Annotated in this window: 21 protein-coding genes; 8 read left to right on the top strand and 13 right to left on the bottom strand. The window is 63.7% G+C overall.

The genetic code is table 11. From position 1 onward, the window contains the following. Positions 1-7 precede the first annotated feature (7 nt). Positions 8-1,345, bottom strand: a complete 1,338-nt coding sequence (locus tag AC1D75_RS24150) for a D-alanyl-D-alanine carboxypeptidase family protein (protein ID WP_495517875.1) — start codon at positions 1,343-1,345, stop codon at positions 8-10. 263 nt (positions 1,346-1,608) lie between these two features. Further along, positions 1,609-2,520, bottom strand: coding sequence for an alpha/beta fold hydrolase (locus AC1D75_RS24145; RefSeq protein WP_495517874.1), 912 nt, complete (start codon positions 2,518-2,520; stop codon positions 1,609-1,611). A gap of 84 nt (positions 2,521-2,604) precedes the next feature. Here AC1D75_RS24145 and AC1D75_RS24140 point away from each other — a divergent pair, with 84 nt between their 5' ends. Next, on the top strand, positions 2,605-3,306 hold the full coding sequence (locus AC1D75_RS24140; protein ID WP_495517873.1) for a TetR/AcrR family transcriptional regulator: 702 nt from the start codon (positions 2,605-2,607) through the stop codon (positions 3,304-3,306). Between the two features lie 152 nt (positions 3,307-3,458). Here the strand turns inward: AC1D75_RS24140 and AC1D75_RS24135 are convergent, their stop codons facing one another. The 5 genes from AC1D75_RS24135 to AC1D75_RS24115 form a co-directional block, all read right to left on the bottom strand. Then, positions 3,459-4,469, bottom strand: a complete 1,011-nt coding sequence (locus AC1D75_RS24135; protein WP_495517872.1) for a TauD/TfdA dioxygenase family protein — start codon at positions 4,467-4,469, stop codon at positions 3,459-3,461. A gap of 93 nt (positions 4,470-4,562) precedes the next feature. Further along, a complete protein-coding gene (locus AC1D75_RS24130) occupies positions 4,563-5,537 on the bottom strand; it encodes a glycine betaine ABC transporter substrate-binding protein (RefSeq protein WP_495517871.1) in 975 nt (324 codons plus the stop codon). Then, a complete protein-coding gene (locus AC1D75_RS24125; RefSeq protein ID WP_495517870.1) occupies positions 5,534-6,304 on the bottom strand; it encodes an ABC transporter permease in 771 nt (256 codons plus the stop codon). Before AC1D75_RS24125 ends, AC1D75_RS24130 begins: the two co-directional genes overlap by 4 nt. After that, entirely contained in the window at positions 6,301-7,557 is a 1,257-nt protein-coding gene (locus AC1D75_RS24120; protein WP_495517869.1) for an ABC transporter ATP-binding protein, read from the bottom strand. Before AC1D75_RS24120 ends, AC1D75_RS24125 begins: the two co-directional genes overlap by 4 nt. Beyond that, the gene (locus AC1D75_RS24115) at positions 7,554-8,201 is read right to left on the bottom strand and encodes an ABC transporter permease (protein WP_495517868.1); all 648 of its coding nucleotides are present in this window, start codon (positions 8,199-8,201) and stop codon (positions 7,554-7,556) included. The genes AC1D75_RS24120 and AC1D75_RS24115 overlap by 4 nt, the downstream gene beginning before the upstream one ends. Before the next feature lie 246 nt (positions 8,202-8,447). Here AC1D75_RS24115 and AC1D75_RS24110 point away from each other — a divergent pair, with 246 nt between their 5' ends. Genes AC1D75_RS24110 through AC1D75_RS24090 form a run of 5 tightly spaced genes read left to right on the top strand, consistent with a single transcriptional unit; the run spans position 8,448 to position 12,256 of the window. Continuing rightward, the gene (locus tag AC1D75_RS24110; protein ID WP_495517867.1) at positions 8,448-8,732 is read left to right on the top strand and encodes a hypothetical protein; all 285 of its coding nucleotides are present in this window, start codon (positions 8,448-8,450) and stop codon (positions 8,730-8,732) included. Beyond that, positions 8,729-9,670: an ABC transporter ATP-binding protein gene (locus tag AC1D75_RS24105; RefSeq protein ID WP_495517866.1), complete on the top strand. Its 942-nt coding sequence runs from the start codon at positions 8,729-8,731 to the stop codon at positions 9,668-9,670. The genes AC1D75_RS24110 and AC1D75_RS24105 overlap by 4 nt, the downstream gene beginning before the upstream one ends. Continuing rightward, positions 9,667-10,485 carry an ABC transporter permease gene (locus tag AC1D75_RS24100; RefSeq protein WP_495517865.1) on the top strand — a complete coding sequence of 273 codons (819 nt, stop codon included), beginning with the start codon at positions 9,667-9,669 and terminating at the stop codon, positions 10,483-10,485. The genes AC1D75_RS24105 and AC1D75_RS24100 overlap by 4 nt, the downstream gene beginning before the upstream one ends. Continuing rightward, positions 10,482-11,639: a sensor histidine kinase gene (locus AC1D75_RS24095; protein WP_495517864.1), complete on the top strand. Its 1,158-nt coding sequence runs from the start codon at positions 10,482-10,484 to the stop codon at positions 11,637-11,639. The genes AC1D75_RS24100 and AC1D75_RS24095 overlap by 4 nt, the downstream gene beginning before the upstream one ends. Next, positions 11,636-12,256 (top strand): response regulator transcription factor, encoded by a 621-nt coding sequence (locus AC1D75_RS24090; RefSeq protein ID WP_495517863.1) that lies wholly within the window; start codon positions 11,636-11,638, stop codon positions 12,254-12,256. Before AC1D75_RS24095 ends, AC1D75_RS24090 begins: the two co-directional genes overlap by 4 nt. Before the next feature lie 43 nt (positions 12,257-12,299). On the opposite strand, the gene AC1D75_RS24085 is transcribed toward AC1D75_RS24090, so the two are convergent. Beyond that, on the bottom strand, positions 12,300-13,673 hold the full coding sequence (locus AC1D75_RS24085; protein WP_495517862.1) for an aspartate aminotransferase family protein: 1,374 nt from the start codon (positions 13,671-13,673) through the stop codon (positions 12,300-12,302). Further along, entirely contained in the window at positions 13,670-14,131 is a 462-nt protein-coding gene (locus AC1D75_RS24080; protein WP_482138426.1) for an Lrp/AsnC family transcriptional regulator, read from the bottom strand. Before AC1D75_RS24080 ends, AC1D75_RS24085 begins: the two co-directional genes overlap by 4 nt. Before the next feature lie 190 nt (positions 14,132-14,321). On the opposite strand from AC1D75_RS24080, the gene AC1D75_RS24075 reads away from it, so the two are divergent. Both AC1D75_RS24075 and AC1D75_RS24070 read left to right on the top strand, forming a co-directional pair. After that, positions 14,322-15,815: a gamma-aminobutyraldehyde dehydrogenase gene (locus tag AC1D75_RS24075; protein WP_495517861.1), complete on the top strand. Its 1,494-nt coding sequence runs from the start codon at positions 14,322-14,324 to the stop codon at positions 15,813-15,815. 56 nt (positions 15,816-15,871) lie between these two features. Next, positions 15,872-17,248 (top strand): NAD(P)/FAD-dependent oxidoreductase, encoded by a 1,377-nt coding sequence (locus tag AC1D75_RS24070; protein ID WP_495518400.1) that lies wholly within the window; start codon positions 15,872-15,874, stop codon positions 17,246-17,248. An 83-nt stretch (positions 17,249-17,331) separates the two neighbouring features. Here AC1D75_RS24070 and AC1D75_RS24065 read toward each other — a convergent pair whose 3' ends face one another. The 4 genes from AC1D75_RS24065 to AC1D75_RS24050 form a co-directional block, all read right to left on the bottom strand. Beyond that, positions 17,332-18,198 carry a universal stress protein gene (locus tag AC1D75_RS24065; protein ID WP_495517860.1) on the bottom strand — a complete coding sequence of 289 codons (867 nt, stop codon included), beginning with the start codon at positions 18,196-18,198 and terminating at the stop codon, positions 17,332-17,334. Between the two features lie 60 nt (positions 18,199-18,258). After that, on the bottom strand, positions 18,259-19,776 hold the full coding sequence (locus AC1D75_RS24060; RefSeq protein ID WP_495517859.1) for an APC family permease: 1,518 nt from the start codon (positions 19,774-19,776) through the stop codon (positions 18,259-18,261). Between the two features lie 193 nt (positions 19,777-19,969). Then, positions 19,970-20,845, bottom strand: coding sequence for an SDR family NAD(P)-dependent oxidoreductase (locus AC1D75_RS24055; protein WP_495517858.1), 876 nt, complete (start codon positions 20,843-20,845; stop codon positions 19,970-19,972). A gap of 18 nt (positions 20,846-20,863) precedes the next feature. Then, positions 20,864-21,511 (bottom strand): TetR/AcrR family transcriptional regulator, encoded by a 648-nt coding sequence (locus AC1D75_RS24050; protein ID WP_495517857.1) that lies wholly within the window; start codon positions 21,509-21,511, stop codon positions 20,864-20,866. Positions 21,512-21,617 lie beyond the last annotated feature (106 nt).

Below are 21,617 nucleotides of genomic sequence, written 5' to 3'. Positions count from 1 at the left end.
GCGGAACTCAGGAGCGCTTGTTCAAGCGCAGCCCGGCATAAACCAGTGCCACCACGATCAGCATGCCCACCAGCCCGATGATCAGCTTGGCAGTGCCCGACGTGGAATCGGATGGAAGTCCGTCGGCCGATGCGATGTCGCCGCCGGCGCCGGTGCCGGGGGAGTCGGATTCGGAGAGTTCTTCCACCAGATCCTCGGGCCCGTCGACCAGGACGCCGATGTTCTGATCAGCCGACTGGGCGAAGCCGTAATCGAGCATCGCTTCGGCCTGTCGCCAGAATGATCCGGGGCTGTCGTTGAGTCCGTACATCTGGACCACGAGAATCTGCCGACCATCGCGCTCTGCCGCCCCGACAAAGGTTTTGCGGGCATCGTCGGTGTATCCGGTCTTACCGGCAATGGTTCCCTCATAGTCGTACATCAATTGGTTCATGTTGTAGAGATCGATCCCCAGATCCGCCGCCGGTACCGCTGCGGGTGTGGTTTCGGTGGGGAATCCGTCGTTCTCCGGCGTTTCGGTTGGCATGCCCGGATAGCCGGGGAAGTGGGCCTGATCTTCTTGTGAGATCTCGACGAAGTCAGGATTCTGCAATGCCGCCGCGAAGATCAGCGCCTCGTCGTACGGGGAGGTGGTCATGCCCGGTGCATCAAGGCCTGACGGGGATGCCGCGCGGGTGTCCTTCGCGCCGAGCCGCTCCGCCATCGCGTTCATCTTCGCAACGGTGGCATCGGTTCCGCCCAATTCGCGGGCCAGGGCGTTCGCACAGTCGTTGCCCGAGACCAGGATCAGTCCGGTCATCAGGTCGCGCACCGTATATGTGCCACCGGGACCGACGCCTGCGGCATCGCCTTCGACGTCGTCGTCTTCCTGGGTGCCGGTGATGGTGGCGTCGAGGTCCAGTTCGTCGAACACCACGAGCGACAGGAGCACTTTGATGGTGCTGGCCGGCCGGTAGCGCCCGTGGGGATCCTTGGCGGCCAACACGGTTCCGGCCGTCAGGTCGGCGATCAGCCAGCCGGTCGCGGTCAGACCCGCGGGCACGGGAGCGGCTCCTTCGGCCAGCACGACCCCACAACCGCCGAGTTCGTCACCACCGATCGGTGGGTCGGGCACCGGCAGTGGCGTGGGTGTCGTGGACCCATCGGGAATCACCTCGGACTCGTCGATCGGCGCCACCGGTGTGGTCTGGTACGGGCACGCGTCGGTCACCGTCTCGGGCGCGGGCGCTCCGATCGGCGGCGTGATCGTCACCGGGGTGGCCCCGGACAGCGCCGGACTGCCGATGGCGGTGAAAAGGAGTGACGCCGCCAACAGGGCTGCGGCGCGTGTCGTGAATCGGATCATCGCACCGGACGATACCGCTGTTGGGACCTGTTTGGGCCGCCGTGCGGCGGCAATTCGGCCCAATTAAACTTTTCGAAATCGACTGATCGGGCGCGCGATGCGGAGATGGGCCGCCTGAGAGGCATCCGAAGCGGGAACCATCAGGGCGGTGCCGGTTTCGCCTCGGGGCCTGGTCGGCTCATTCGGGTCAAGCGGTGCAGGGGCATGTTGCACCGTGTCGGAGATCGCACGCCCTGTGCGCGACGGATCGGTTGTTCGGTGACCTATTTTCTGGTGTTCTCGCCTGCGAGTTCGCGGATTGCCTTGGCCAGTGGTGCCCATGCATGCGGGGGTAAGTCGTGCCCGACCTCGGGAAGGATAAGGGTGCTCGAGCCGGGTATTTTGGACGAAATTGCATGCGCAGCATTAATTTTGATGAGCGGATCGTCTTCGCCGTGCACGACCAATGTGGGACTTGCGATCTCGGTGATCGCTGGGCCACTCCATCGGGCGCCGATCTGGCGACTCTGTGCCTGTTGGTCGTGAATCCCGGGGTCGGGATTGCTTTCCAATTGTGCGCGCATTGCCGCTTCGTCGAACTCTCGGCGCGGGGAGGCGAGTAGTCGTGCGACGGCCAGACCGGCGTCGATTGCGCCCTCTCGGTTGTCAGGGAACTTCAAGCGCGCGAACTTGGAGAGTGTGCGCAAGCGGATGAAGCGGAATGTTCGCAACCCGGTGACATCGCCCGGGACAGCCGCGATAGATGTGAGGGAACGCACCCGGGCGGGGTGTCGGAGGGCGACACGTTGCGCGAGAGCGCCGCCGAGTGAGATTCCGAGTATGTGCACGATGCTCCACCCGAGTTCGTCGACTACCGCAATTGCATCGTCCGCCATGTCTTCGGCGGTGTATCCCTCACTGCGTTTGGTCAGGATCGCGGCGATGGGGTTTCGTACGGCCGTCGGCGGCAGATGGGTGGACTCGCCGCCGTCGCGCTGGTCGTAGCGCGCGACAGCGAACCCCTGCGCGGCCAGTTGTTCACAGAATCCATCAGGAACTGCGTGTCGGTTGACGCCCAAGCCGGTGGCGATCAGTAATGGTGTGCCGCCGAGTTCGGGCCGGTATTGATCGAATGCCAGACGTACCGATCCGTTCTGAGCCCATCGCCGCGGTCCCCATGCATTGTCGAGTGTCATCTTGAACCTCCCATTTACTGCGTTCGCTGAATGCAGTTTTAGTGTAGGTTACTGACGACATCCGCGAGTGGAAGGTGAAGACGAGTGGCACGGTCCGGGACGGAGCAACGGCACACGACGGTGTGGGAACGCTCGTGCGGCACGCGCGGGCCCGCGCCGACGCACAGTCGCGACGATGTCGCTGCCGCGGCGATGGAACTTGCGCAAGAGGGGGGCTTGTCGGTCGTCTCCACTCGCCGGATTGCTCAGAAACTCGGGGTGAGTCAGTCGGCTCTGTACCGGTACGTGGCGGGCTATGACGACGTGCTCGACCTCATTGTTGATGCTGCTGCCGGCGAGATCGACCTCGGTGTCCCGTTGCGCGGCGAGGCGATCGACGACCTCACCGATCTCGCGGCCCGCGCGAAGGGCGTTCACGTGAGACACCCGTGGTTGCTTGACGTTCCGGTCGAAGCGATGCGCATCGGGCCGCGGGGGATCGACTTTCTCGAGTACGCCCTTCGGGCCATGGCTACGGTCGACGTATCGGGGATGGTGAAGTTACAGGTGGTGGCTGTGCTGAACACCCTTGTCCAGCAGTTTGCGCGCGCCGAGGTCGGTGGCGGAACGGCGAGACAGGAACGCCGAATCTCTCAGGTGATGTACTTGCACAAGACCGCCGCGGTCGGCGGTCATCCGTATCTTGCAGCTGCGCTCCATCTTTCGGATCCAGGCGCCGACCAGTCTGGTGACATGTTCGAGTCTGTGTTGCGCCGAGTCCTCGGTGGCATGCTGACGCCGGATTGATTGCCGGTGACGGAGTTCTCGTCACGGACTGTGAGTGCTCGGTTTCTTCACTCAAGCGTTCAGCAGAACAGCGAAGAGATCCTGTGACGCAGAACGGAGAAAGTTGATACCGAACCACCTGTGGCTCAGGGGCAGCTCGAATCAATCGATCTTCAACGACCCGAACTCGGCGACTCCGCAAATCCGCGAATACTTGCCGAGCTCGCCGGCGCCCATCCCGCCAGTGGTCGCGGTGTTTCGACTACCGAATATCCAGTCGCATCACCCTCGATGATCGTCGACCGATCCCGATGAACACCGATGGGTATGTCGCCGGCAAGTGTCACGCGATTGACTCGCCGGAATTGGTCGCCGAAGTCGGCCACGCCGTAATGCTGAGTGGAACGGTTGTCCCAGATTGCGACGTCACCGGCGTTCCAGTTCCAGCGAAACGTGTTGTCGGGACGTTCGATCCGCGCCTGCAGCAAACGCAGCAGATCGCTGGTCTCGGAGGTCTTGAAACCTGAGAACGATTTGACGAAGTGGCCGAGGGTCAGTGCCCGCTCACCGGTTTCGGGGTGCACCCGTACCGCCGGGTGTTCGGTCTGAAAGACGGTCTTGACGAACTCTTCGCGGTACGCCGGGTCCGAGCTGTCGCCGACGGTGAGGTGTTCGGCGTAGTCGTAGTCGTTGGTGTGAACGGTCCGCAACTGGTCGGCAAGGGCGCGCATCGGGCTCGGGAGATTGGCGTAGGCGGCCACCGTGGATGCCCACATCGTGGCGCCGCCGTACGTGGGACGGACGGTGGCGCGCAACACGGAGATCTTGGGGATCCGGTCGACGAAGGAGACGTCGGTGTGCCAGGAATTGGCGGCGCCTTCGAGGGGGAGCAGGTCTTCGCCCCGGGAAAGGACGGTCGGATGCGCCTTGGTTGGCGTACCGAGCAGTGATGCGAACTCGTACTGCGAGATGTCGTCGAGATGGTGCTGACCGGTGAAGATGACCGCCTTGTGCGTTGCGATGACAGTGCGGATGGCCTGCACTGTTGCATCGTCGAGGTCGCCGGACAGCCGGACACCATCCACCCGGGCGCCAAGATGTTCACCGAGTTTGGTCACCGTCAGGCTCGAGGATGCCGACAGGGTGGTGGTACCGGTGGCGGGAGATTCGATCAGAGCGGTCATGACTCCAGTTTTGCTGTAACTCCGCAGTGTCGAAACCTTAGGAGCACCCTGATCGAAAGTCGGTGTCACACAAGTCGGTGCCACTTTCGACGTTCACCCCTTGGTGATGAAGCCTTCGGAGATCATCCAGTCCCGTGCCACGATCGCCGGATCCTTGCCGTCGACATCGACCTGCTTGTTGAGCTCGGTGATCACCTCGTTGGTGAGGGCTGCGGTCACCGGGGCCGTCACCTCGGCGATCTCGGGGTGCTTCTCGAAAAAACTCGCCTTCATCGTCACGGACGGGTTGTAGTGCGGGAAGAACTGTTTGTCATCGGTGAGGACGACCAACCCGAGCCCGGCGATCCGACCGTCGGTGGTGAACACCTCACCGAACTTGCATTGTGTTCCGGTCGAGGTCGCCTGGTAGATGATCCCGACCTGAAGAATCGGGGTGTCGGCTTTTGCCGGATCGAACCCGTACGCGGCGGCCATACCCGGATATCCGTCTTGGCGGGCCCGGAACTCGGTGTCCACGCAGGTCGCGGCCGCGGCCGGATCTTGCTTGACCAACTCGGCATACTCGGAAAGGTTCGTCACGCCGGTTTCGTCGATCACCTTTTGGCTGGCGGCCAAGGCATAGGTGTCATCCATCGGACCAGGCTCGAGCCACACCATGTCATTGCGTTCGAGGTCTTCGTCGCGCACCGCCTCGAATTGTTCCCGGGTGTCGGCAATCGGCTTTTCGTGACCGAGATAATTGATCCAGGCATTGCCGGTGAACTCGTAGGCGACGTCGACCTGACCGGCGATCTGCGCATCACGTGTACTGCGCGAACCCACGATCCCGGTCATGTCCCGCACATCGGCGCCTGCCGCGACGAGTGTGAATTCGAGGATGTACCCCAGGATCACCTGCTCGGTGTATTCCTTGGATCCCACGGTGATCTGAACACCTTTGAGACCCTCGTTCTCGGTGATCGAACCCGGGCCGATCTTGAGGGGTACGGCACCGCCGGACGACAGGCCACAACCGGCGAGCAACGCGCAGACGATCGCGGCGATGACCGGCTTGAGCAGGCGGCTCATCCTCGGACCCCCTTCGGCCCCAGGTAATACTCGGCCATCGCGCCGACCCAATCCACGAGCAGCGCCAGGCACACCGCCAGGACGCTGCCGAGGATCAGCGTGACGTTGTCCCGCAGCTTGTAACCGGTGTCGATGAGGACACCGAGACCGCCGGCGTTCACCAGGAAGCACAGCGTCGCGGTACCGACGGCCAGAACCAGCGAGGTACGCAGGCCCGCAAGGATGTACGGCACGGCCAACGGCAATTCGACCCGGAAGAGAATCGATGACCCGGACATGCCCTGTCCTTGGCCGGCGTCGATGAGTGACTTGTCGACCTGATCGATGCCCAGGATCGTGCTGCTGAACACCGGCAGCAGCGAATACACCGCAATCGGCAGGACGCCGATCCAGAAACCGGTCTCACCGGTCCACAGGAAGAGCAGGACGAGCAGGCCGACGGCCGGCGCGGCCTGCCCGATGTTCGCCACCCCGATGAGGGGCGGTCGCAGGAAGCGGGCGTGGCCGCGGGTGACCAGGATCCCGAGCGGGACTCCCGCGAGGACCACGATGGTGGCGACCGTGATCGTGATCAGCAGATGCTGCCAGAGCAGTGTGCTCACGTTGCCTGCGTTGATGTTCACTTTTTGGGTGGCGGTCAGATCCCGGTTGAATGCCCAGACGATGACGGCGACCGCGACGATCAGCACGAGGATCGGCTGGATGATCAGGCGCAGGCGGTCCGCCACGCTGATCGAGGTCGGCGGTGTCTCGACGGCCGTGGTCATGGCGTGACGTCCCTGGTGTCGGGGTTGTCAGAGCTGTCGGGGGAGTCGGGGAGGTCAGGGGAGTCGGGGGCGGTCTTCGAGGCGGATGAGTTGTCTCGGAGCTTGGTGATGGTGGAGATCAACGTCTCGAGTGTCACCACCCCCTGATAGCGGTTGCCCGCGCCTGCGACCACTGCGGAGGCGTGGTCCTCGGCGAGCATCGCCTCGAGCGCGTCCTGCAGGGTGGCCTGCACGCTGATCACCTCGCCAAGCGGTTCGGCGAACTCCTCGACGGTGCGGGCCTGCCGGAGCCGACTCTCGCGCACCCAGCTGACCGGGCGTTCCCGGTCGTCGAGAATGACGGCCCAATCGTGTTCGCCGGCCGCAAGTTCCGCTCGGAGTGCGTCGACATCATCCCCGGCGTGCGCGGTGGCCCGGGCCTCGAGGTCGATGTCCTTGACCCGGACCAACCCGAGTTGGCGTAGTGAGGCACCGGTGCCAACGAACCCGGCCACGGTGTCGTCTGCGGGATTGGCGAGGATCGCCTGCGGGGTGTCGTATTGCAGGATCTTCGACTGCTGACCGAGTACCGCGATGCGGTCCCCGAGTTTGACCGCCTCGCTGAAGTCGTGGGTGACGAAGACGATGGTCTTGCCCAATTCGCTTTGCAGTCGCAGGAGTTCGTCCTGCAGCGAGCTACGGGTGATCGGGTCGACGGCACCGAAGGGTTCGTCCATCAGGAGTACGGGCGGGTCCGCGGCCAGAGCCCGCGCGACACCGACGCGTTGCTGCTGCCCGCCGGACAACTGACGTGGGTAGCGGCCTGCGTACTGTGCCGGATCGAGACCGACGAGATCGAGTAGCTCTTCGACGCGGGCGGCGATACGTTTCTTGTCCCACTTGAGCAATCCCGGTACCAGTCCGACGTTCTGGCGGATCGTCATGTGCGGGAAGAGCCCGGCCTGTTGGATCGAGTAGCCGATCGAGCGTCTCAACTCGGTGGGTTTGATCGACAGTGCATCTTTGTCGCCGATGGTGATCTTGCCCGACGTGGGCTCGCTGAGGCGGTTGATCATCCGCATGGTGGTCGTCTTGCCGCATCCGGAGGGCCCGACCAAGACGACGATGTCGCCGGCCGGGATGTGCAGCGAAACATCATCCACCGCTGGTGTTTTGGACCCCGGGTAGGATTTCGACACGTGTTCGAGGGTGATCTGCACCCCGGTCGGGTTTGCTGAGCGCAGGCTTTTCGACGCTGAGGTCTGTTCTGTCATCGGATGCCTTTCGACGTTGTGAGCCGTCCGAGAAGTACGTAGAGGGCGTCGAGAGCGAGAGCGAGTACAACGATCAGCAGGGTGCCGCTCAGGGCCATCGGCACCGCGGTCGGACTGCCGACGCGGGCGAGGCCGGCGAAGATGAGATTGCCCAGTCCCGGGCCCTTGACGTACGCGGCGATGGCCAGCACGCCCATGGCCATCTGCGTGCTCAGTCGCATCGCGGCCAGAATTGCCGGCCACACCAAGGGGAGTTGCACCCGGACGAGGGTGATGAAGCCGCCCATGCCAATTCCCCGGGCGGCGTCGATGAGTGCCGGCTCGATGTTGTTGAGTCCGACAATGGTGTTCCGGATGATCGGTAGCAACGAATACAGCACCAAAGCGGTCACAGACGGTATGACACCGAGACCGACGAGCGGGATGAGCAACCCCAACAGGGCAAAAGACGGAACGGTCAGGATGGCGCTGGAAATCGATGTGGCCAGATTGGAAGCGATGTCGCTGCGATAGGTGAGCAGACCGACCACAACGCCGATCACGGTCGCGATGAGAACGCTTTGAAGCACCGCACTGACATGCTGATAGGAATCGAACACCAACTGAGATCGGTGTGACGTCATGTAATCCCACAATGCGTTCAACCGGTGCCCCCGTTCTTCACTCGTCGTTCCAGCCGTCCACACTCGAACACTGACACCGACAAACCCCCGGCGCAATGATCAACATGTTGGCCTATTTCTCTCGTCCGCGCACCCATGACATTCGGTTTTCGACTCGATCAATTGGTTTTCGATGACATTTGTCATGGCCCGGACATGTGTATTCGTCGGGCTTTTGATGATCGTGTGCACTGGTGACGACAGTCGATGTGGATGAGCCTTGAAGGCATGCACACAACACATCACAACTACAACCACCGTCCACCTGACCATCGCGAAACAGAGTCGCAAGCAACATTTTTCGGCAATCTGATGAAAGATGCGCTTCGCATCGGTCCGGCGCCCACCCGTGGGCGCGAACTCGCGGTGGCCGGATTCACGATCATCCTGCTCGCCGTCGTGATCGGTCTCACCGCGCCCGATGCGGTCTTCTCGCTGATCGCGGCGGTGGTCGCCTCGGCAACCATCGCAATCAGGTGGGTCGTTGGCAGCCGGAAATGGGGGCAACGATGAATGCAGTGATCACCGCCCGCGGGTTGCGCCGGGTCTATGGCCAGGGTGACGACGCGTTCGAGGCGGTCAGGGGCATCGATCTCGATGTCGCAGAGGGCGAGGTCTTTGCGTTGCTCGGCACCAACGGTGCCGGTAAGACGTCGACCTTCGACGTGCTGGAAGGACTTGCCGCACCGTCTGCCGGTGAGGTCGAGGTCTTCGGTCTCGACCCACGACGGGACCGCAAGTTGGTCCGCCCGCAGGTGGGCATCATGTTGCAGTCCGGTGGTCTGCCTGCCGAATTGACCGTCGCCGAGACATTGGAGATGTGGCGCGGCACCTGCTCGAATCCGACCACCGTGGACGAAGTCCTGGCGCAGGTCAACCTCACAGACCGCGCCCATGTGCGCGTCGGAGCGTTGTCCGGCGGTGAAAGGCGCCGGGTCGACCTCGCCTGTGCGTTGTTGGGGCAGCCCCGGTTGTTGTTCCTCGATGAACCGACCACCGGTCTCGATCCGGAAAGTCGTCGCGCCACATGGCGTTTGCTGGCCGATCTCAAGGCGTCCGGGGTCACGATGGTCCTGACGACCCACTACCTCGACGAGGCCGAAGCGCTCGCCGACCGGATTGCGATCATGCACAGGGGTCAGATCGCCCGCCGCGGAACACTTCGCGACATCGTCGACGAGCATCCGGCGCGAATTGTCTTCGACCACCCCGGGCCTGCCCTGCCGCCACTACTCGGCGCGCGGGTCGATGCCGGCGCTCGGGTGACCGCGTACACGCACGATCTGCAGGGCCACCTTTCGGAACTGCTGGCCTGGGCCGGTGCCCGCGGCGTGCAGCTCGGTGGCCTGGAAGCCCGCGCCGCATCGTTGGAGTCGGTATTCCTCGACATCGCCGCCGACCCGGCCGACACCTCGGCGTCCACCCCCGACATGATCGGAGCACCCCGATGACCATCACAACCGCATCCACTGCGCTCGGCTACGGCCGGCGCCCACTGAGTGCTCTGGCGAAGGCCGAGTACCGGCAGTTCGTCCGCAACAAAACCCTTGTCGTGCTGGGAACGGTGTTCCCGGTGGCCCTCCCACTGGCGACCTTCTTCATCGCCCGCAACGAATCCGGTGCCACGGCGGAGGTCTCGACCACGGGCCTGGAGATGTTCGCGTTGATGGCATTTCTGTTCGTGCAGTACTACTCGGTGCTGTCGATGGTCACCACCCGCCGTGGGGAAGGAGTGTTGAAGCGGCTGCGAACGGGTGAGGCAGCGGATTGGCAGATCCAGACGGCCCCGGCCGTACCCGGTGCCATCCTCACCGTGATCGGTGGTGTGATCGTCTCCGGGGTGATCTACGGCGCCGGTGCGCCCGCGCCCGTCAATCCGATCGCACTGATCGTTGCGATGGCAGGCGGAATCATCGTCTTCTCGCTGCTCGGACTGGCGACGAGTGCGGTCACCAAAAACGCGGAGGCAGCACAGATCACTTCTCTACCGGTGATGATGATCGCGATGGTCGGCCTTGAATCGATCCGTGACATCCTTCCCGATCGCCTCGGCGACGTGGTCTCGTGGACACCGTTTGCAGCCCTGTCCGACCTGATCTCCCTCGGTACGGCCGGCCTGCCTGCCACCGCAGGCGAGTCCGACGCACCGCTCGATTTCGCGGGCACGTTCGCCGAGATGGCACAACCACTTGCAACACTGGGTATATGGACCGCGTTGGCGCTGGCAATCGTCGCAACAAGCTTCCGCTGGGACGACCGCGGATGACACGGGTGGCGTCCTGGTGGCGTGAGCTGTCCGGGCCTGCGAAGTTCCGGCTCTACAGCCGGCTCACGCTCCAGGGCGCCATCGCCGGGGTGGTGGTCGTTTCGGCGACCACCACCGCCGACGTTCCGTGGTCGGCAGCGGCGATTGTCATCTCCGGGGCTGCAGCGCTTCTCGCCCTGCAGACCCAACCTGATCTGACGGCCTGGACCAATGCCGCACTGCGGCGATGGGCACTGCCGGTGGGGGCGGTGGTACTGGTCGTGGTCTGGCTGTTCTGCGCCCTGGTGGCCAATCTGGCCACCGACGAATCCGACCTGGACGCCGCACGTACGGCGGGCATCTTTGCCGCACTTCTGCCGATGCTGTCTATCGTTCCGTTTCTGCGGGGCAGGTGGTGGTTCGTCCTCGGCGTGAGTATCGCCACCGGCGCAGTTTTCGGGACGTCTGCGGTCGTGGGGCTCCGGTTGGCCGCGGTCACGTTCTTCATCGGTGGGTTCCTCGTCGCCACCACGTTGTTGACGATGTGGGGTCTGGAGGTGGTCGATGAGCTGGAGCGCGCCAAGTCCGTCGAGGCCCGGTTGCAGGTTGCCGAAGAGCGTTTGCGTTTCGCCAGGGACCTGCACGATGTGGTCGGCCGCGGATTCTCCGCCATCGCCGTCAAAAGTGAACTCGCCGCGACACTCTCACGGGCCGGAGCCGGGGACCGGGCAGCCGCCGAGATGGACGAGGTGAAGGTGCTCGCCGTCGAATCGATGGACACGATGCGCGATCTGGTGCGTGGCTACCGCGACATCAACCTCGACGGTGAGGTCGCGGGCGCCCGCTCACTCCTGGCCGCGGCGGGCTGCCGGCTCGTCGTCGAGGGCGATCCGGCCAAGGTGCCTGCACGTTTCCATGAGGTGGCGGCCTGGGTGGTCAGAGAGGGAACAACCAACATCGTCAAACACTCGGCTGCGACGTCGGCGACTCTCTCGATCGGTGCGGCGGGAATGTCTCTGCGTAACAACGGCACCCGCGAGGAAACCGTGGACGATGGCCGCGGGCACTCGGGTCTCCGTGGCCTGTCGGAGCGTCTGGCACACGTCGGCTCCGGACTCGAGGCCACCACGAGCGGAGAGATGTTCATGCTCGAAATACAGTGGGAGAAAAAGTGATTCCAGTCCTGTTGGCCGACGACGAAACGCTCATCCGCACCGCGATGGCCGCCATGCTCGACCTCGAAGACGATCTCGATGTCGTCGCGAACGTCGGGTCGGGCGAAGAACTGGTCACCATGTGGCAACAACGCCTGGCCGACGGCCAACCGGTTGCCGTCGCCGTCATCGATCTGCAGATGCCCGGGATCGACGGCATCGACACCGCCACCGAACTTCTCGCGCTGACTCCGGGTGCCGGCATCCTGATCGTCACCAGTCACGGACGGCCCGGCTACCTCAAACGTGCTCTCACCGCGGGAGTGCGGGGCTTTCTGCCCAAGACATCCTCGGCTGCCACCCTCGCCGAAGTCATCCGCACCGTCGACGGCGGTGGCCGGCACGTCGATCCACAGTTGGCCGCCGAAGCGATCAGTGCCGGCGACACCGTACTGACCGCACGCGAAGCCGACGTCCTCGAGTTCGCCATCGATGGTTCCTCGGTGGACGAGATCGCCACGCGCGCACACCTGTCGGTCGGCACCACGCGTAACTACCTGTCATCGGCGATGTCGAAGCTCGGTGCCTCGAACCGGTATGAGGCAGCCCTCAAGGCCCGCAATCTCGGATGGATCTGAAGCGCCGGGCCGGCCATGTCCGGCCGGTCCCGGCGGCGTGAACTCAGATCTTTGTGTAGGCCTCGGTCAGTACCGATCGCAGGATCTGTTCCATCTCGTCGAACTCGGCCTGCCCGCAGGTGAGCGGGGGAGCGAGTTGGACCACCGGATCACCCCGGTCGTCGGCGCGGCAATAGAGTCCGGCGTCGAACAATGCGGTGGAAAGGAAATTGCGCAGGACCCGCTCGGACTCGTCCGGCGTGAACGTCTCCTTGGTGGCCTTGTCCTTCACCAATTCGATGCCGTAGAAGTAACCTTCGCCGCGGACATCGCCGACGATCGGTAGGTCATTCAATCGTTCCAGCGTTCGCCGGAAGTCCGGTGCGAGTTGCTTGACCCGGTCGTTGAGGCCCTCGCGCTCGAAGATGTCGAGGTTGGCCAACGCGACGGCCGCCGAAACCGGGTGTCCGCCAAAGGTGTAACCGTGGGCAAACGATGTGGCGTTGTCGTTGAAGGGTTCGAAGAGTCGATCGGTGGCGATCATCGCGCCGATCGGGGAGTAACCCGAGGTCATGCCCTTCGCGCAGGTGATGATGTCGGGGACATAGTCGAAGTCGGTGCAGGCGAACATCGATCCGATCCGGCCGAACGCGCAGATCACCTCGTCGGAGACCAGCAACACGTCGTGCTTGTCGCAGATCTCCCGAACCCGCTGGAAGTATCCGGGCGGCGGCGGGAAGCAGCCGCCGGCATTCTGCACCGGTTCGAGGAAGACCGCGGCAACCGTGTCGGGTCCCTCGAACTCGATGGCCTCTTCGATGCGGTTGGCGGCCCAGAGGCCGAATTCCTTGGGGTCGTCGCCGTGTTCACCGGCGCGGTAGATGTTGGTGTTCGGAACCCGGAACGCTCCTGGCGTGAGTGGTTCGAAGGCTTCCTTGAGCGCCGGGATACCGGTGATCGCCAGCGCGCCCTGCGGAGTGCCGTGGTAGGCGATCGACCGCGAGATGACCTTGTGCTTGCCGGGTTTTCCGGTCAGCTTGAAGTACTGCTTCGCGAGTTTCCATGCGCTTTCCACGGCCTCGCCACCACCGGTGGTGAAGAAGACCCGGTTGAGGTCGCCGGGCGCGTAGTTCGCCAGCCGTTCGGCCAATTCGATGGCGGGTGGTGTCGCGTATGACCACAAGGGGAAGAAGGCGAGTTCCTTGGCCTGCTTCGCTGCGGCCTCGGCAAGCTCGACCCGGCCGTGGCCGGCCTGCACCACAAACAATCCCGACAGCCCGTCGAGATAACTGCGGCCGCGGTCGTCGAAGATCCGGACACCCTCGCCGCGGGTGATGACCGGTGGTGTTGTTGTGTTTCCGTGCCTGGAGAAGTGGCCCCACAGGTGGCGTGCCGAGCGGTCGCCAAGGGTGGTGGTGTTGTTCTCGACTGCGGTCATCGGGTACCCCAATTGTATTGTTGTTTGACCAATTTCAGGTAGACCAGGGTCTCTGTCCCGGTCACGCCAGGCTGCGATCGCACCTTCTTGTTCAGTACCTCGAGGAGATGTTCGTCGTTCTCGCAGACCACTTCGATGACCACATCGAATGATCCGGCGGTCAGGACCACGTAGTCGATCTCCTCGACCTCCGCAAGTGCTTCGCCCAGTGCCGCGGTGTCTCCGGTGCAACGGATGCCGATCATCGCCTGGCGGGCAAAACCCACCTGCATCGGATCGGTCACCGCCACGATCTGGAGGACACCTGCCTCACCCAGGCGCTGAACCCGGTTGCGCACCGCCGCTTCCGAGAGCCCCACTGCTTTGCCCACCGAGGCATATGAGCGTCGGCCGTCGGCCTGCAGCTCCTCGATGATCTTTTTGGAGATGTTGTCTAGGACTATTGGCTGCTCGGTCATGGCTCCGATTCTTCTCGATGCACTGGCCGGTTCGATCGTTGCATCCCACATGCTACGGAATCCGCAATAATTCGCAACCTAAACAGAGGGAATTCGTCGTCTGATGCCACTATCCATCGCGAAATGCGCAGTGTCTCGGTATGGTGGCCATCAGATACCCATTGACGACGACGGCCCGCGAGGACTGAATATGACCAACAGTTCAACAACTTTTGCCGCCGGCTGGGTGAACGGACGTGCGCAGTCCGGTGCCGGACGTGTTCACGATGTCATCGATCCGGCGACCGGCGCCGTCGTCGCGTCCACGATGTTGGCCACGGCCGCAGATGTGGACAAGGCGGTCGACGTCGCACGAAATGCGCTGGGAGAGTGGTCAAGCGCAACGCCGGCCGAGCGAAGCACCGCGCTGTGGTCGTTGGCGTCGGCGATGTCGAAGGCCGCCGATGACCTCGCTGCGGAAGAGGTCGCTCAGACCGGAAAACCGATTCGTCTGGCCACGGAGTTCGATGTTCCGGGTTCGGTGGACAACGTCGAGTTCTTCGCAGGCCTGGCCCGCAATCTCGAAGGCAAGGCCAGCGCCGAGTATTCGGGTGACCACACGTCGTCGATCCGTCGGGAGGCGGTCGGTGTGGTCGGCTCCATCACGCCATGGAACTACCCGTTGCAGATGGCGGTGTGGAAGGTCATCCCGGCGCTGGCCGCCGGATGCACGGTGGTGCTCAAACCGGCGGAGCTGACCCCGTTGACCACATTGACGCTGGCCAGGCTCGCCACCGAAGCAGGTATCCCGGACGGCGTTTTCAACGTGCTCACCGGGACCGGCGCGGAAGTCGGCGCTGCGATAGCCGGTCATGCCGGGGTGGACGTCGTCACCTTCACCGGGTCCACCGGGGTCGGCAGGCAGGTGATGTCGCAGGCTGCGGCCAATGGCACCAGGGTCCAACTCGAACTCGGTGGCAAGGCACCGTTTGTGGTGTTCGACGATGCCGACCTCGAGGCAGCGATCCACGGAGCGGTTGCGGGTGCGTTGATCAACTCCGGCCAGGACTGCACCGCGGCGACCAGAGCCATCGTTGCCCGCCCGCTGTACGACGACTTTGTCGCCGGTGTCGCTGAACTCATGTCGAAGGTGCGCGTCGGCAATCCTTGCGATCCGGCCACCGACATGGGCTCGCTGATCTCGTTCGGTCACCGCGACAAGGTGGGTGCGATGGTCGAACGCGCACGGGTGGCCGGGATCCGGGTTGTCACCGGTGGCCGCGCACCCGAGGGCCCGGGCGCCTTCTATGAGCCGACTCTGCTCGCCGATGTACCCGAAGACGCCGAGGTGTATCGCGACGAGATCTTCGGACCGGTCCTGACGGTCAGCGCTTTTGACGACGACGACGATGCGCTCCGGATGGCCAATGACACCGTGTACGGTCTGGCGGCATCGGCGTGGACACGAGATGTGTATCGCGCGCAGCGGGCGTCTCGCGAAATCCGTGCCGGATGTGTGTGGATCAACGACCACCTCCCGATCATCAGCGAGATGCCGCACGGAGGTGTCGGGGCGTCGGGTTTCGGAAAAGACATGTCCACGTATTCGCTCGACGAATATCTCACCATCAAACACGTGATGAGTGACATCACAGGAGTACCGCACAAGCCATGGCACCGAACGATTTTCACGCTGCCGCAGTGAGCGGCCCAGGGTCACGGAGCGATTGGGCACTCGAGCCCACCGCTCGCGGAACGGCGATGGTCGCGGGCGCGACCCCGGCCCCCTACTGGCTCGACCGGCCACTGAGACCCGCGGCGAGACCGCGTCTGGCCGGGCGACACAGCGCGGATCTTGTTGTCGTGGGAGGCGGATTCACCGGTTTGTGGGCCGCCGTCCAAGCGGCCGAGGCGAATCCGCAGCGATCTGTCGTCCTGCTCGAAGGTGACCGGATCGCCGAGGGTGCCTCCGGGCGCAACGGCGGATTCTGCTCGGCCAGCCTGACCCACGGGCTCGTCAACGGCATGGAGAGGTACGAAGACGAACTGCCGGACCTGCTCCGGATGGGGGTGCAGACCCTCGACGCGATCGCCGATGCGATCACCAGGCTGGGAATCGATGCGGACGTCGAGCGCACCGGGGAACTCAATCTGGCGAGTTTCGACTGGCAGGTCCCCGGACTCGAAGAGGTTGTGGAGCAAGGACATCGGCTCGACCAGCCGCTGCGCTTCCTCGACGGTGACGAGCTCGCCAAACATTTGAACAGCCCGATGGCCCACGGCGCCATGTACGACCCGGACGTGATGATCATCGACCCGGCAAAGCTGGCCTGGGGGCTGGCTGCGGCGGCCGAGCGCCTCGGGGTCCGGGTCTTCGAGCACAGCGAGGTGACGTCGCTGACGTCGGTGGGCGACCGGGTGACCGTGGCGACGGGATACGGCAGTGTGGACGCAGCGCGGGTGGTCGTGGCCACGTCGGCGTCGAAGCCGTTGCGCCGCAAGCTCGGCTATCTGATGGTGCCCGTGTGGGATTACGCCATCATGACCGAACCGCTGACCGACAAACAGCTGTCCGCGATCGGGTGGTCCGGACGTCAGGGGCTGGCCGATTCCGGCAATCGCTTCCACTACTTCCGGCTCACGGCCGACAACCGGATCCTGTTCGGTGGCTGGGATGCGTTCTACTACTACGGCGGTGACACCGATCCCCGTCGCGCGCAGAAGCCGAGTGAGTTCGGTCTGCTCGCAGAGCATCTGCTGCAGGTGTTCCCGCAACTCGAAGGCATCACCGCGACCCACACGTGGGGCGGTGTCATCGACACGTGTTCGCGGTTCAACAACTTCTGGGATGTCAGCATGGGCGGCAAGGTCGTCTCGGTGCTGGGATTCACCGGGCTCGGTGTGGGCGCGTCGCACTTCGGTGCTGCGGCCGCGCTCGACCTCGTCGACGGCCGCGACACCGAACGCACCCGCCTGAAGATGGTGCAGTCCACGCCGATTCCTTTTCCGCCGGAGCCGTTGCGGTGGTTCGGGATCACCGTGACCCGTCGTGAGTTCGCCCGCGCCGATCGAAATCAGGGTCGACGCGGACTGTGGCTACGGGCGATGGACGCCGTCGGCCTGGGTTTCGATTCCTGACCCCCGCCTCCGCGCCCCGATGATGTGCCCTTATTGCGGCCATTTCCCCAGGTGGGCACCGCAAAAAGGGCACATCATCGGGGTCAGGGGGTGAAGCCCTTGGGTACCACGACGATGGGTGCGTCAGTGTTCTTGAGGATGCGCGCCGACATTGACCCCAGAAATGCCCGGCGTGGCGGTGCCAGGTGTCCGGAACCGATGACGACGACGTCGCCGCGCGACCAGCGCAGTTGCTCGAGTGCCTCTTCGACCGTATTGCCATCGGCGACAAGGGATTCGATCTTGACGGCGTCGCCACAACTCTTCTTGGCGAGTTCCAGATTGGCAGTCGCCTGGGCGACGTGTCGTTGCCGGACAGCCATCGACTCCTCATCCTCGCCGTGTAGGTCGTCGTGCGAGACCAGCGAGAGAAGTCGCAGATTCAGGCCGGCCTTCTTCGCGAGATCAAGGGCAAAGGGCAGGGGACTGTCTTTTGATTCCGAGGTGGGGATGGCAACAGTGAGCGTGGGGATGACCGGACGCTCGAGGCGGGTGTAGCCACGGGGCGCGAGGGCCACCGGCACCGGTGATGCATGGGTCAGTGCCGACGAGATGCTGCCGAGTGTGTGCTTGCCCAGGATGCCGTCGCTGGTGCCGCCGACCACGATCATCGTGGCATGGCTGTGCACCGCAAAGTCGATGAGCGCCTGCGGAAATGACTCCGCCACCGGCGTGTGCAGGGCGACCTCGATGTCGTCGGGGATGTCGGCGGCGACTTCTTCGAGCCACTTCTGTGCCTTGTTGACCAGTGCTTCCTGGAAGGAGGCCCGGCCCGGGGTGCCGTCGGGTTCGACCTCCCGAACGACACACACCAGATCCATTGCGGCGCCGGTGGTCTTGGCGATGGCGATCGCCAGATTGACGCCGTCGTCGCCGGTGTCGGTGTAGAGGTAACCCACTGTCAGTCTCATCGGCTGGTACTCGCTTCCGTGGATGCCGTTGTGGTGCACAGGGACCGGGCGGCGCTGCAATCAGTAGACATCGGGAACCTTGACCTCGGTCTTGGCATTGAGTGTCTTGCCTTTCCAGAAATCCTTCGGACCGAACGCAAAGCACAGCAGCATCAACGGGATACCGAGCACCAGCATGCCGACGCCCATGATGAACACGCCACCGACACCACCCACTGAGGTGGAACCGTAGTCGGCCGCGTACATGTCGAAGGCACTTTGGAAGAAGGCCCAGGTCATCGCGAGGGCGCCGATGAGCGGGAAGATGCCGCGGAAGAAGAGATTGCGGGCCGATTGCAGCAACGTCCGCCGGAAGTACCAGACACAGGCGAACGCGGTGATCCCGTAATAGAACGCCACGGCAAGGCCGAGGGAGGAGATGGAGTCTCCAAGTGTGTCTTCGCTGACCAGGGAGAGGACCAGGTAGAACATCAGCGCCGAGGCGCCCATGACGGCCGTGCCGAAGGCCGGGGTCATGTACCGGGGGTGGATGGTGGCGAATCGTTTCGGGATCGCGCCGTACACGGCCATCGACAACGTTCCACGAGCGGTGGGGAGAATCGTCGACTGGGTCGACGAGAGCGCCGAAATGGATACCGTCAGCAGCAACAGCGATGCCATGATCGACCCGGCCACGGGATCGCCGAGAATGGTCAGGACGTCGTCGGCGTTGTCCGGGTTGTTCAAACCGATCCCGTCCTCGCCGAATCCGGCAAACGACTGGATCGCGTAGGCGACCAGAACGTAGGTGCACACCAAGATGATCGTGGTGATGACCGCGGCGCGACCGGGGGTCTTGGCGGAATCCTTGGTTTCCTCCCCGACCGCGAGGCAGGCATCCCAGCCCCAGTAGATGAAGATGCACAGGATCACCGCTTCGGCGATGGAGGACGAGGTCAAACCGCTCGGCCACAGCCACGACAGGCTCGGGTTGATGGCCTGCGGACCGGCCTTGTCGAATCCCACCTTGAACAGTGCGATGACACTGGCGACGATCAGGACACCGAACTGGATGACGACGAGCACATTCTGCATGCGCTCGCTGATCAGAATGCCGCGGATGCTGACCCAGGTCATCATCACGATGAGGGCGCACCCGAGCAGGACCTTGATCCAGAGGTTCTCCGCCCACGAGTCGAGGCCAAGGAACCTCAGCAGATAGACACCGGCGATCTCGGCCACATTGGCCAGAACGATGATGGCCGACACCGCGAGTCCCCAGCCGCCGATCCAGCCGATCCATGGGCCGAATGCCTTGGTGCCCCAGGTGAATGTGGTGCCGCAGTCCGGGGTGTCTTCGCCGAGTTCCCGGTAGGCGAAGGCGATCAGCAGCATGGGGATGAAGGCCAGGACGAACATCGCCGGCGCCTTCTCGTGTACGGCTGCCACGACGAACCCGAGCGTGGCCGCGAGACTGTAGGCGGGTGCCACCGCCGAGAGTCCGATGACCACATTGCCGAAGAGTCCGAGTGTTCCGCTGCGCAGGCCCTTGTCTGGAACGGTGGGACCCGGTGCTTCCGATGCTTCCGATATGGCCATGTATGTCTCCCGACAGTGAGGGATTCGAACACGATCACAGTACGATTTTCGTGGTGTTGGCGCTGTGCAACGACGGATTTGTTTCCAAATCAGTAACATTTCGACTAAATCGGTTGTTCAGACGCGATCCGACGGCCGGATCCGGACATAACGGGGGAGGAGACTGTTCCCTCAACCTGAACCGGCGCCAGATTCAGATACCCAAGGTGGCCAGTAGTTTTTCGCTCTCGGTCCACAGGCGGGCCGCTGCGGCATCGTCGAGTGCGGCCGCGGTGGGCTGCTCTTCACGATTGCGATGGAAGTAACGTCCGCCGTCGCGTCCACCTTCCGGGTCGGTGGCCAACCAGCGGAGTGTTTCGGCGGGTTCGTCGGGCGTGACGGTGACGGCGGTGGCCATGTGCGCCTGCATGTACTCGTCGCCGTGCGAGGCGAAATTGCTGGCGACCACACCTGGGTGCATGACCTGGGCGACGATCCCATCGGCGGCCACGCGACGCGACAGTTCGCGGGTGAACAAGATGTTGGCTAGTTTGGCCTGCCCGTATGCTGCCGCGGAGCGAAATTTGGTGAGGCTTTGCATGTCGTCCCAGTCGATGCCGCGGCTCATCTTGTGGGCATTCGACGACACCGCGACCACTCGTGTCGAACCGGGTTCCGAATCGACGGCGTTCGCCAGGAGTAGCGGCATCAGGTCCCTCGTAAGCACGAAGGGAGCGAGATGGTTGGCGGCGAAGGTGGCCTCGGTGCCCTCGGTGGTGACCGTCCGCTGATCCCGCACACCGCCGGCGTTGTTGATGAGCACTTGGACGCGGGGCGTGAGGTCGGCGATCCGGGCGGCGACCTGTTGAACCTCTGCCATCAGGTCGAAATCGCCGCGCAGCATGATGAATCTGCCGCCATCACAGACGGATTCGACGATCTCGGACTCGGCTTCCGCGCAGCGCCGGGGGTCGCGGCCGACCCCGATCACCTGCCAGCCCATCGCCACCAATATGGCTGCGGTCGACTTACCGATCCCCGAGCTGGCTCCGGTGACGACGGCGACCGGACTGTTTCCGTCGAATTCCATGGTTGTCTCCTCGTGTCGTCATCGTGGTCGCAGGCCGTTGAGTAGTAAGTCGATCGTGAAGTGGACCTGCGTGTCGAGCTCGGTCGGGGTCGGTTCTCGGCCGTTGACAATCGCGCGCACCCAGCCACCGATCACCAGAGACATGAACGCCCGAGCGGCGCGGTCGCAGTCGGTCGGGGCGATCTGCCCGGCGCTGACCGCGCGGTCGAATAAGCCGGCGACGAACTCGATCACCGGTTTGGCGCTTTGCTGGTAGTTCGATGCGAACAGCTTGGGGAACCGGTAGCTCTCGGTGTTGATGATGCGTTGCAGCCGAACACCGTTGGGTGTCATCACCTGGCGGATGCGCAGCCGGGCGATCGTCTCGAGGGTTTCGGCCAGGTCGCCTTTGTCGGCCTCTGCGAGTGTGTCAGGAGGTACGACCTGCCGTTCGATGGCCCGCTGCGTGGCGGCGTGGAACAACGAGGCCTTGTCGGGGTGGCGCGCGTAGACGGTGCGTTTGGTCATGTGGACTCTGGCGGCAATCATCTCGATCGTCGCGAGCTCGTATCCGTGCTCGAGGAACAGATCGAGCGCGGCATCGAGTAACTGTTCATGGCGTGCCTGCGCCTGCTCGCGGGTGGGGCGGCCTGCCCCACGGTGAACTGATGAATCCGGGTTCGCCATCGCATCCTCGCCGAAGTTGCCTCTTGCGCTCTGACATCGAGTACAGGTACGAATGATACGCATAAGGTGCCATTAATGGAACCGGCTCGACCACAATTGAAAGGTT

It is taken from the genome of Williamsia sp. Y712 (genome assembly GCF_059445525.1).
This window is presented reverse-complemented; position numbering and strand designations above follow the sequence as displayed.

What these genes read in the sequence shown, in the direction of transcription:
- AC1D75_RS24065 (WP_495517860.1), bottom strand. Translation starts at nt 18,198, where the DNA reads ATGAGACTGACAGTGGGTTACCTCTACACCGACACCGGCGACGACGGC.
- AC1D75_RS24145 (WP_495517874.1), bottom strand. Translation starts at nt 2,520, where the DNA reads ATGACACTCGACAATGCATGGGGACCGCGGCGATGGGCTCAGAACGGA.
- AC1D75_RS24050 (WP_495517857.1), bottom strand. Translation starts at nt 21,511, where the DNA reads ATGGCGAACCCGGATTCATCAGTTCACCGTGGGGCAGGCCGCCCCACC.
- AC1D75_RS24105 (WP_495517866.1), top strand. Translation starts at nt 8,729, where the DNA reads ATGAATGCAGTGATCACCGCCCGCGGGTTGCGCCGGGTCTATGGCCAG.
- AC1D75_RS24070 (WP_495518400.1), top strand. Translation starts at nt 15,872, where the DNA reads ATGGTCGCGGGCGCGACCCCGGCCCCCTACTGGCTCGACCGGCCACTG.
- AC1D75_RS24085 (WP_495517862.1), bottom strand. Translation starts at nt 13,673, where the DNA reads ATGACCGCAGTCGAGAACAACACCACCACCCTTGGCGACCGCTCGGCA.
- AC1D75_RS24100 (WP_495517865.1), top strand. Translation starts at nt 9,667, where the DNA reads ATGACCATCACAACCGCATCCACTGCGCTCGGCTACGGCCGGCGCCCA.
- AC1D75_RS24150 (WP_495517875.1), bottom strand. Translation starts at nt 1,345, where the DNA reads ATGATCCGATTCACGACACGCGCCGCAGCCCTGTTGGCGGCGTCACTC.
- AC1D75_RS24055 (WP_495517858.1), bottom strand. Translation starts at nt 20,845, where the DNA reads ATGGAATTCGACGGAAACAGTCCGGTCGCCGTCGTCACCGGAGCCAGC.
- AC1D75_RS24060 (WP_495517859.1), bottom strand. Translation starts at nt 19,776, where the DNA reads ATGGCCATATCGGAAGCATCGGAAGCACCGGGTCCCACCGTTCCAGAC.
- AC1D75_RS24080 (WP_482138426.1), bottom strand. Translation starts at nt 14,131, where the DNA reads ATGACCGAGCAGCCAATAGTCCTAGACAACATCTCCAAAAAGATCATC.
- AC1D75_RS24110 (WP_495517867.1), top strand. Translation starts at nt 8,448, where the DNA reads ATGCACACAACACATCACAACTACAACCACCGTCCACCTGACCATCGC.
- AC1D75_RS24120 (WP_495517869.1), bottom strand. Translation starts at nt 7,557, where the DNA reads ATGACAGAACAGACCTCAGCGTCGAAAAGCCTGCGCTCAGCAAACCCG.
- AC1D75_RS24075 (WP_495517861.1), top strand. Translation starts at nt 14,322, where the DNA reads ATGACCAACAGTTCAACAACTTTTGCCGCCGGCTGGGTGAACGGACGT.
- AC1D75_RS24125 (WP_495517870.1), bottom strand. Translation starts at nt 6,304, where the DNA reads ATGACCACGGCCGTCGAGACACCGCCGACCTCGATCAGCGTGGCGGAC.
- AC1D75_RS24135 (WP_495517872.1), bottom strand. Translation starts at nt 4,469, where the DNA reads ATGACCGCTCTGATCGAATCTCCCGCCACCGGTACCACCACCCTGTCG.
- AC1D75_RS24095 (WP_495517864.1), top strand. Translation starts at nt 10,482, where the DNA reads ATGACACGGGTGGCGTCCTGGTGGCGTGAGCTGTCCGGGCCTGCGAAG.
- AC1D75_RS24130 (WP_495517871.1), bottom strand. Translation starts at nt 5,537, where the DNA reads ATGAGCCGCCTGCTCAAGCCGGTCATCGCCGCGATCGTCTGCGCGTTG.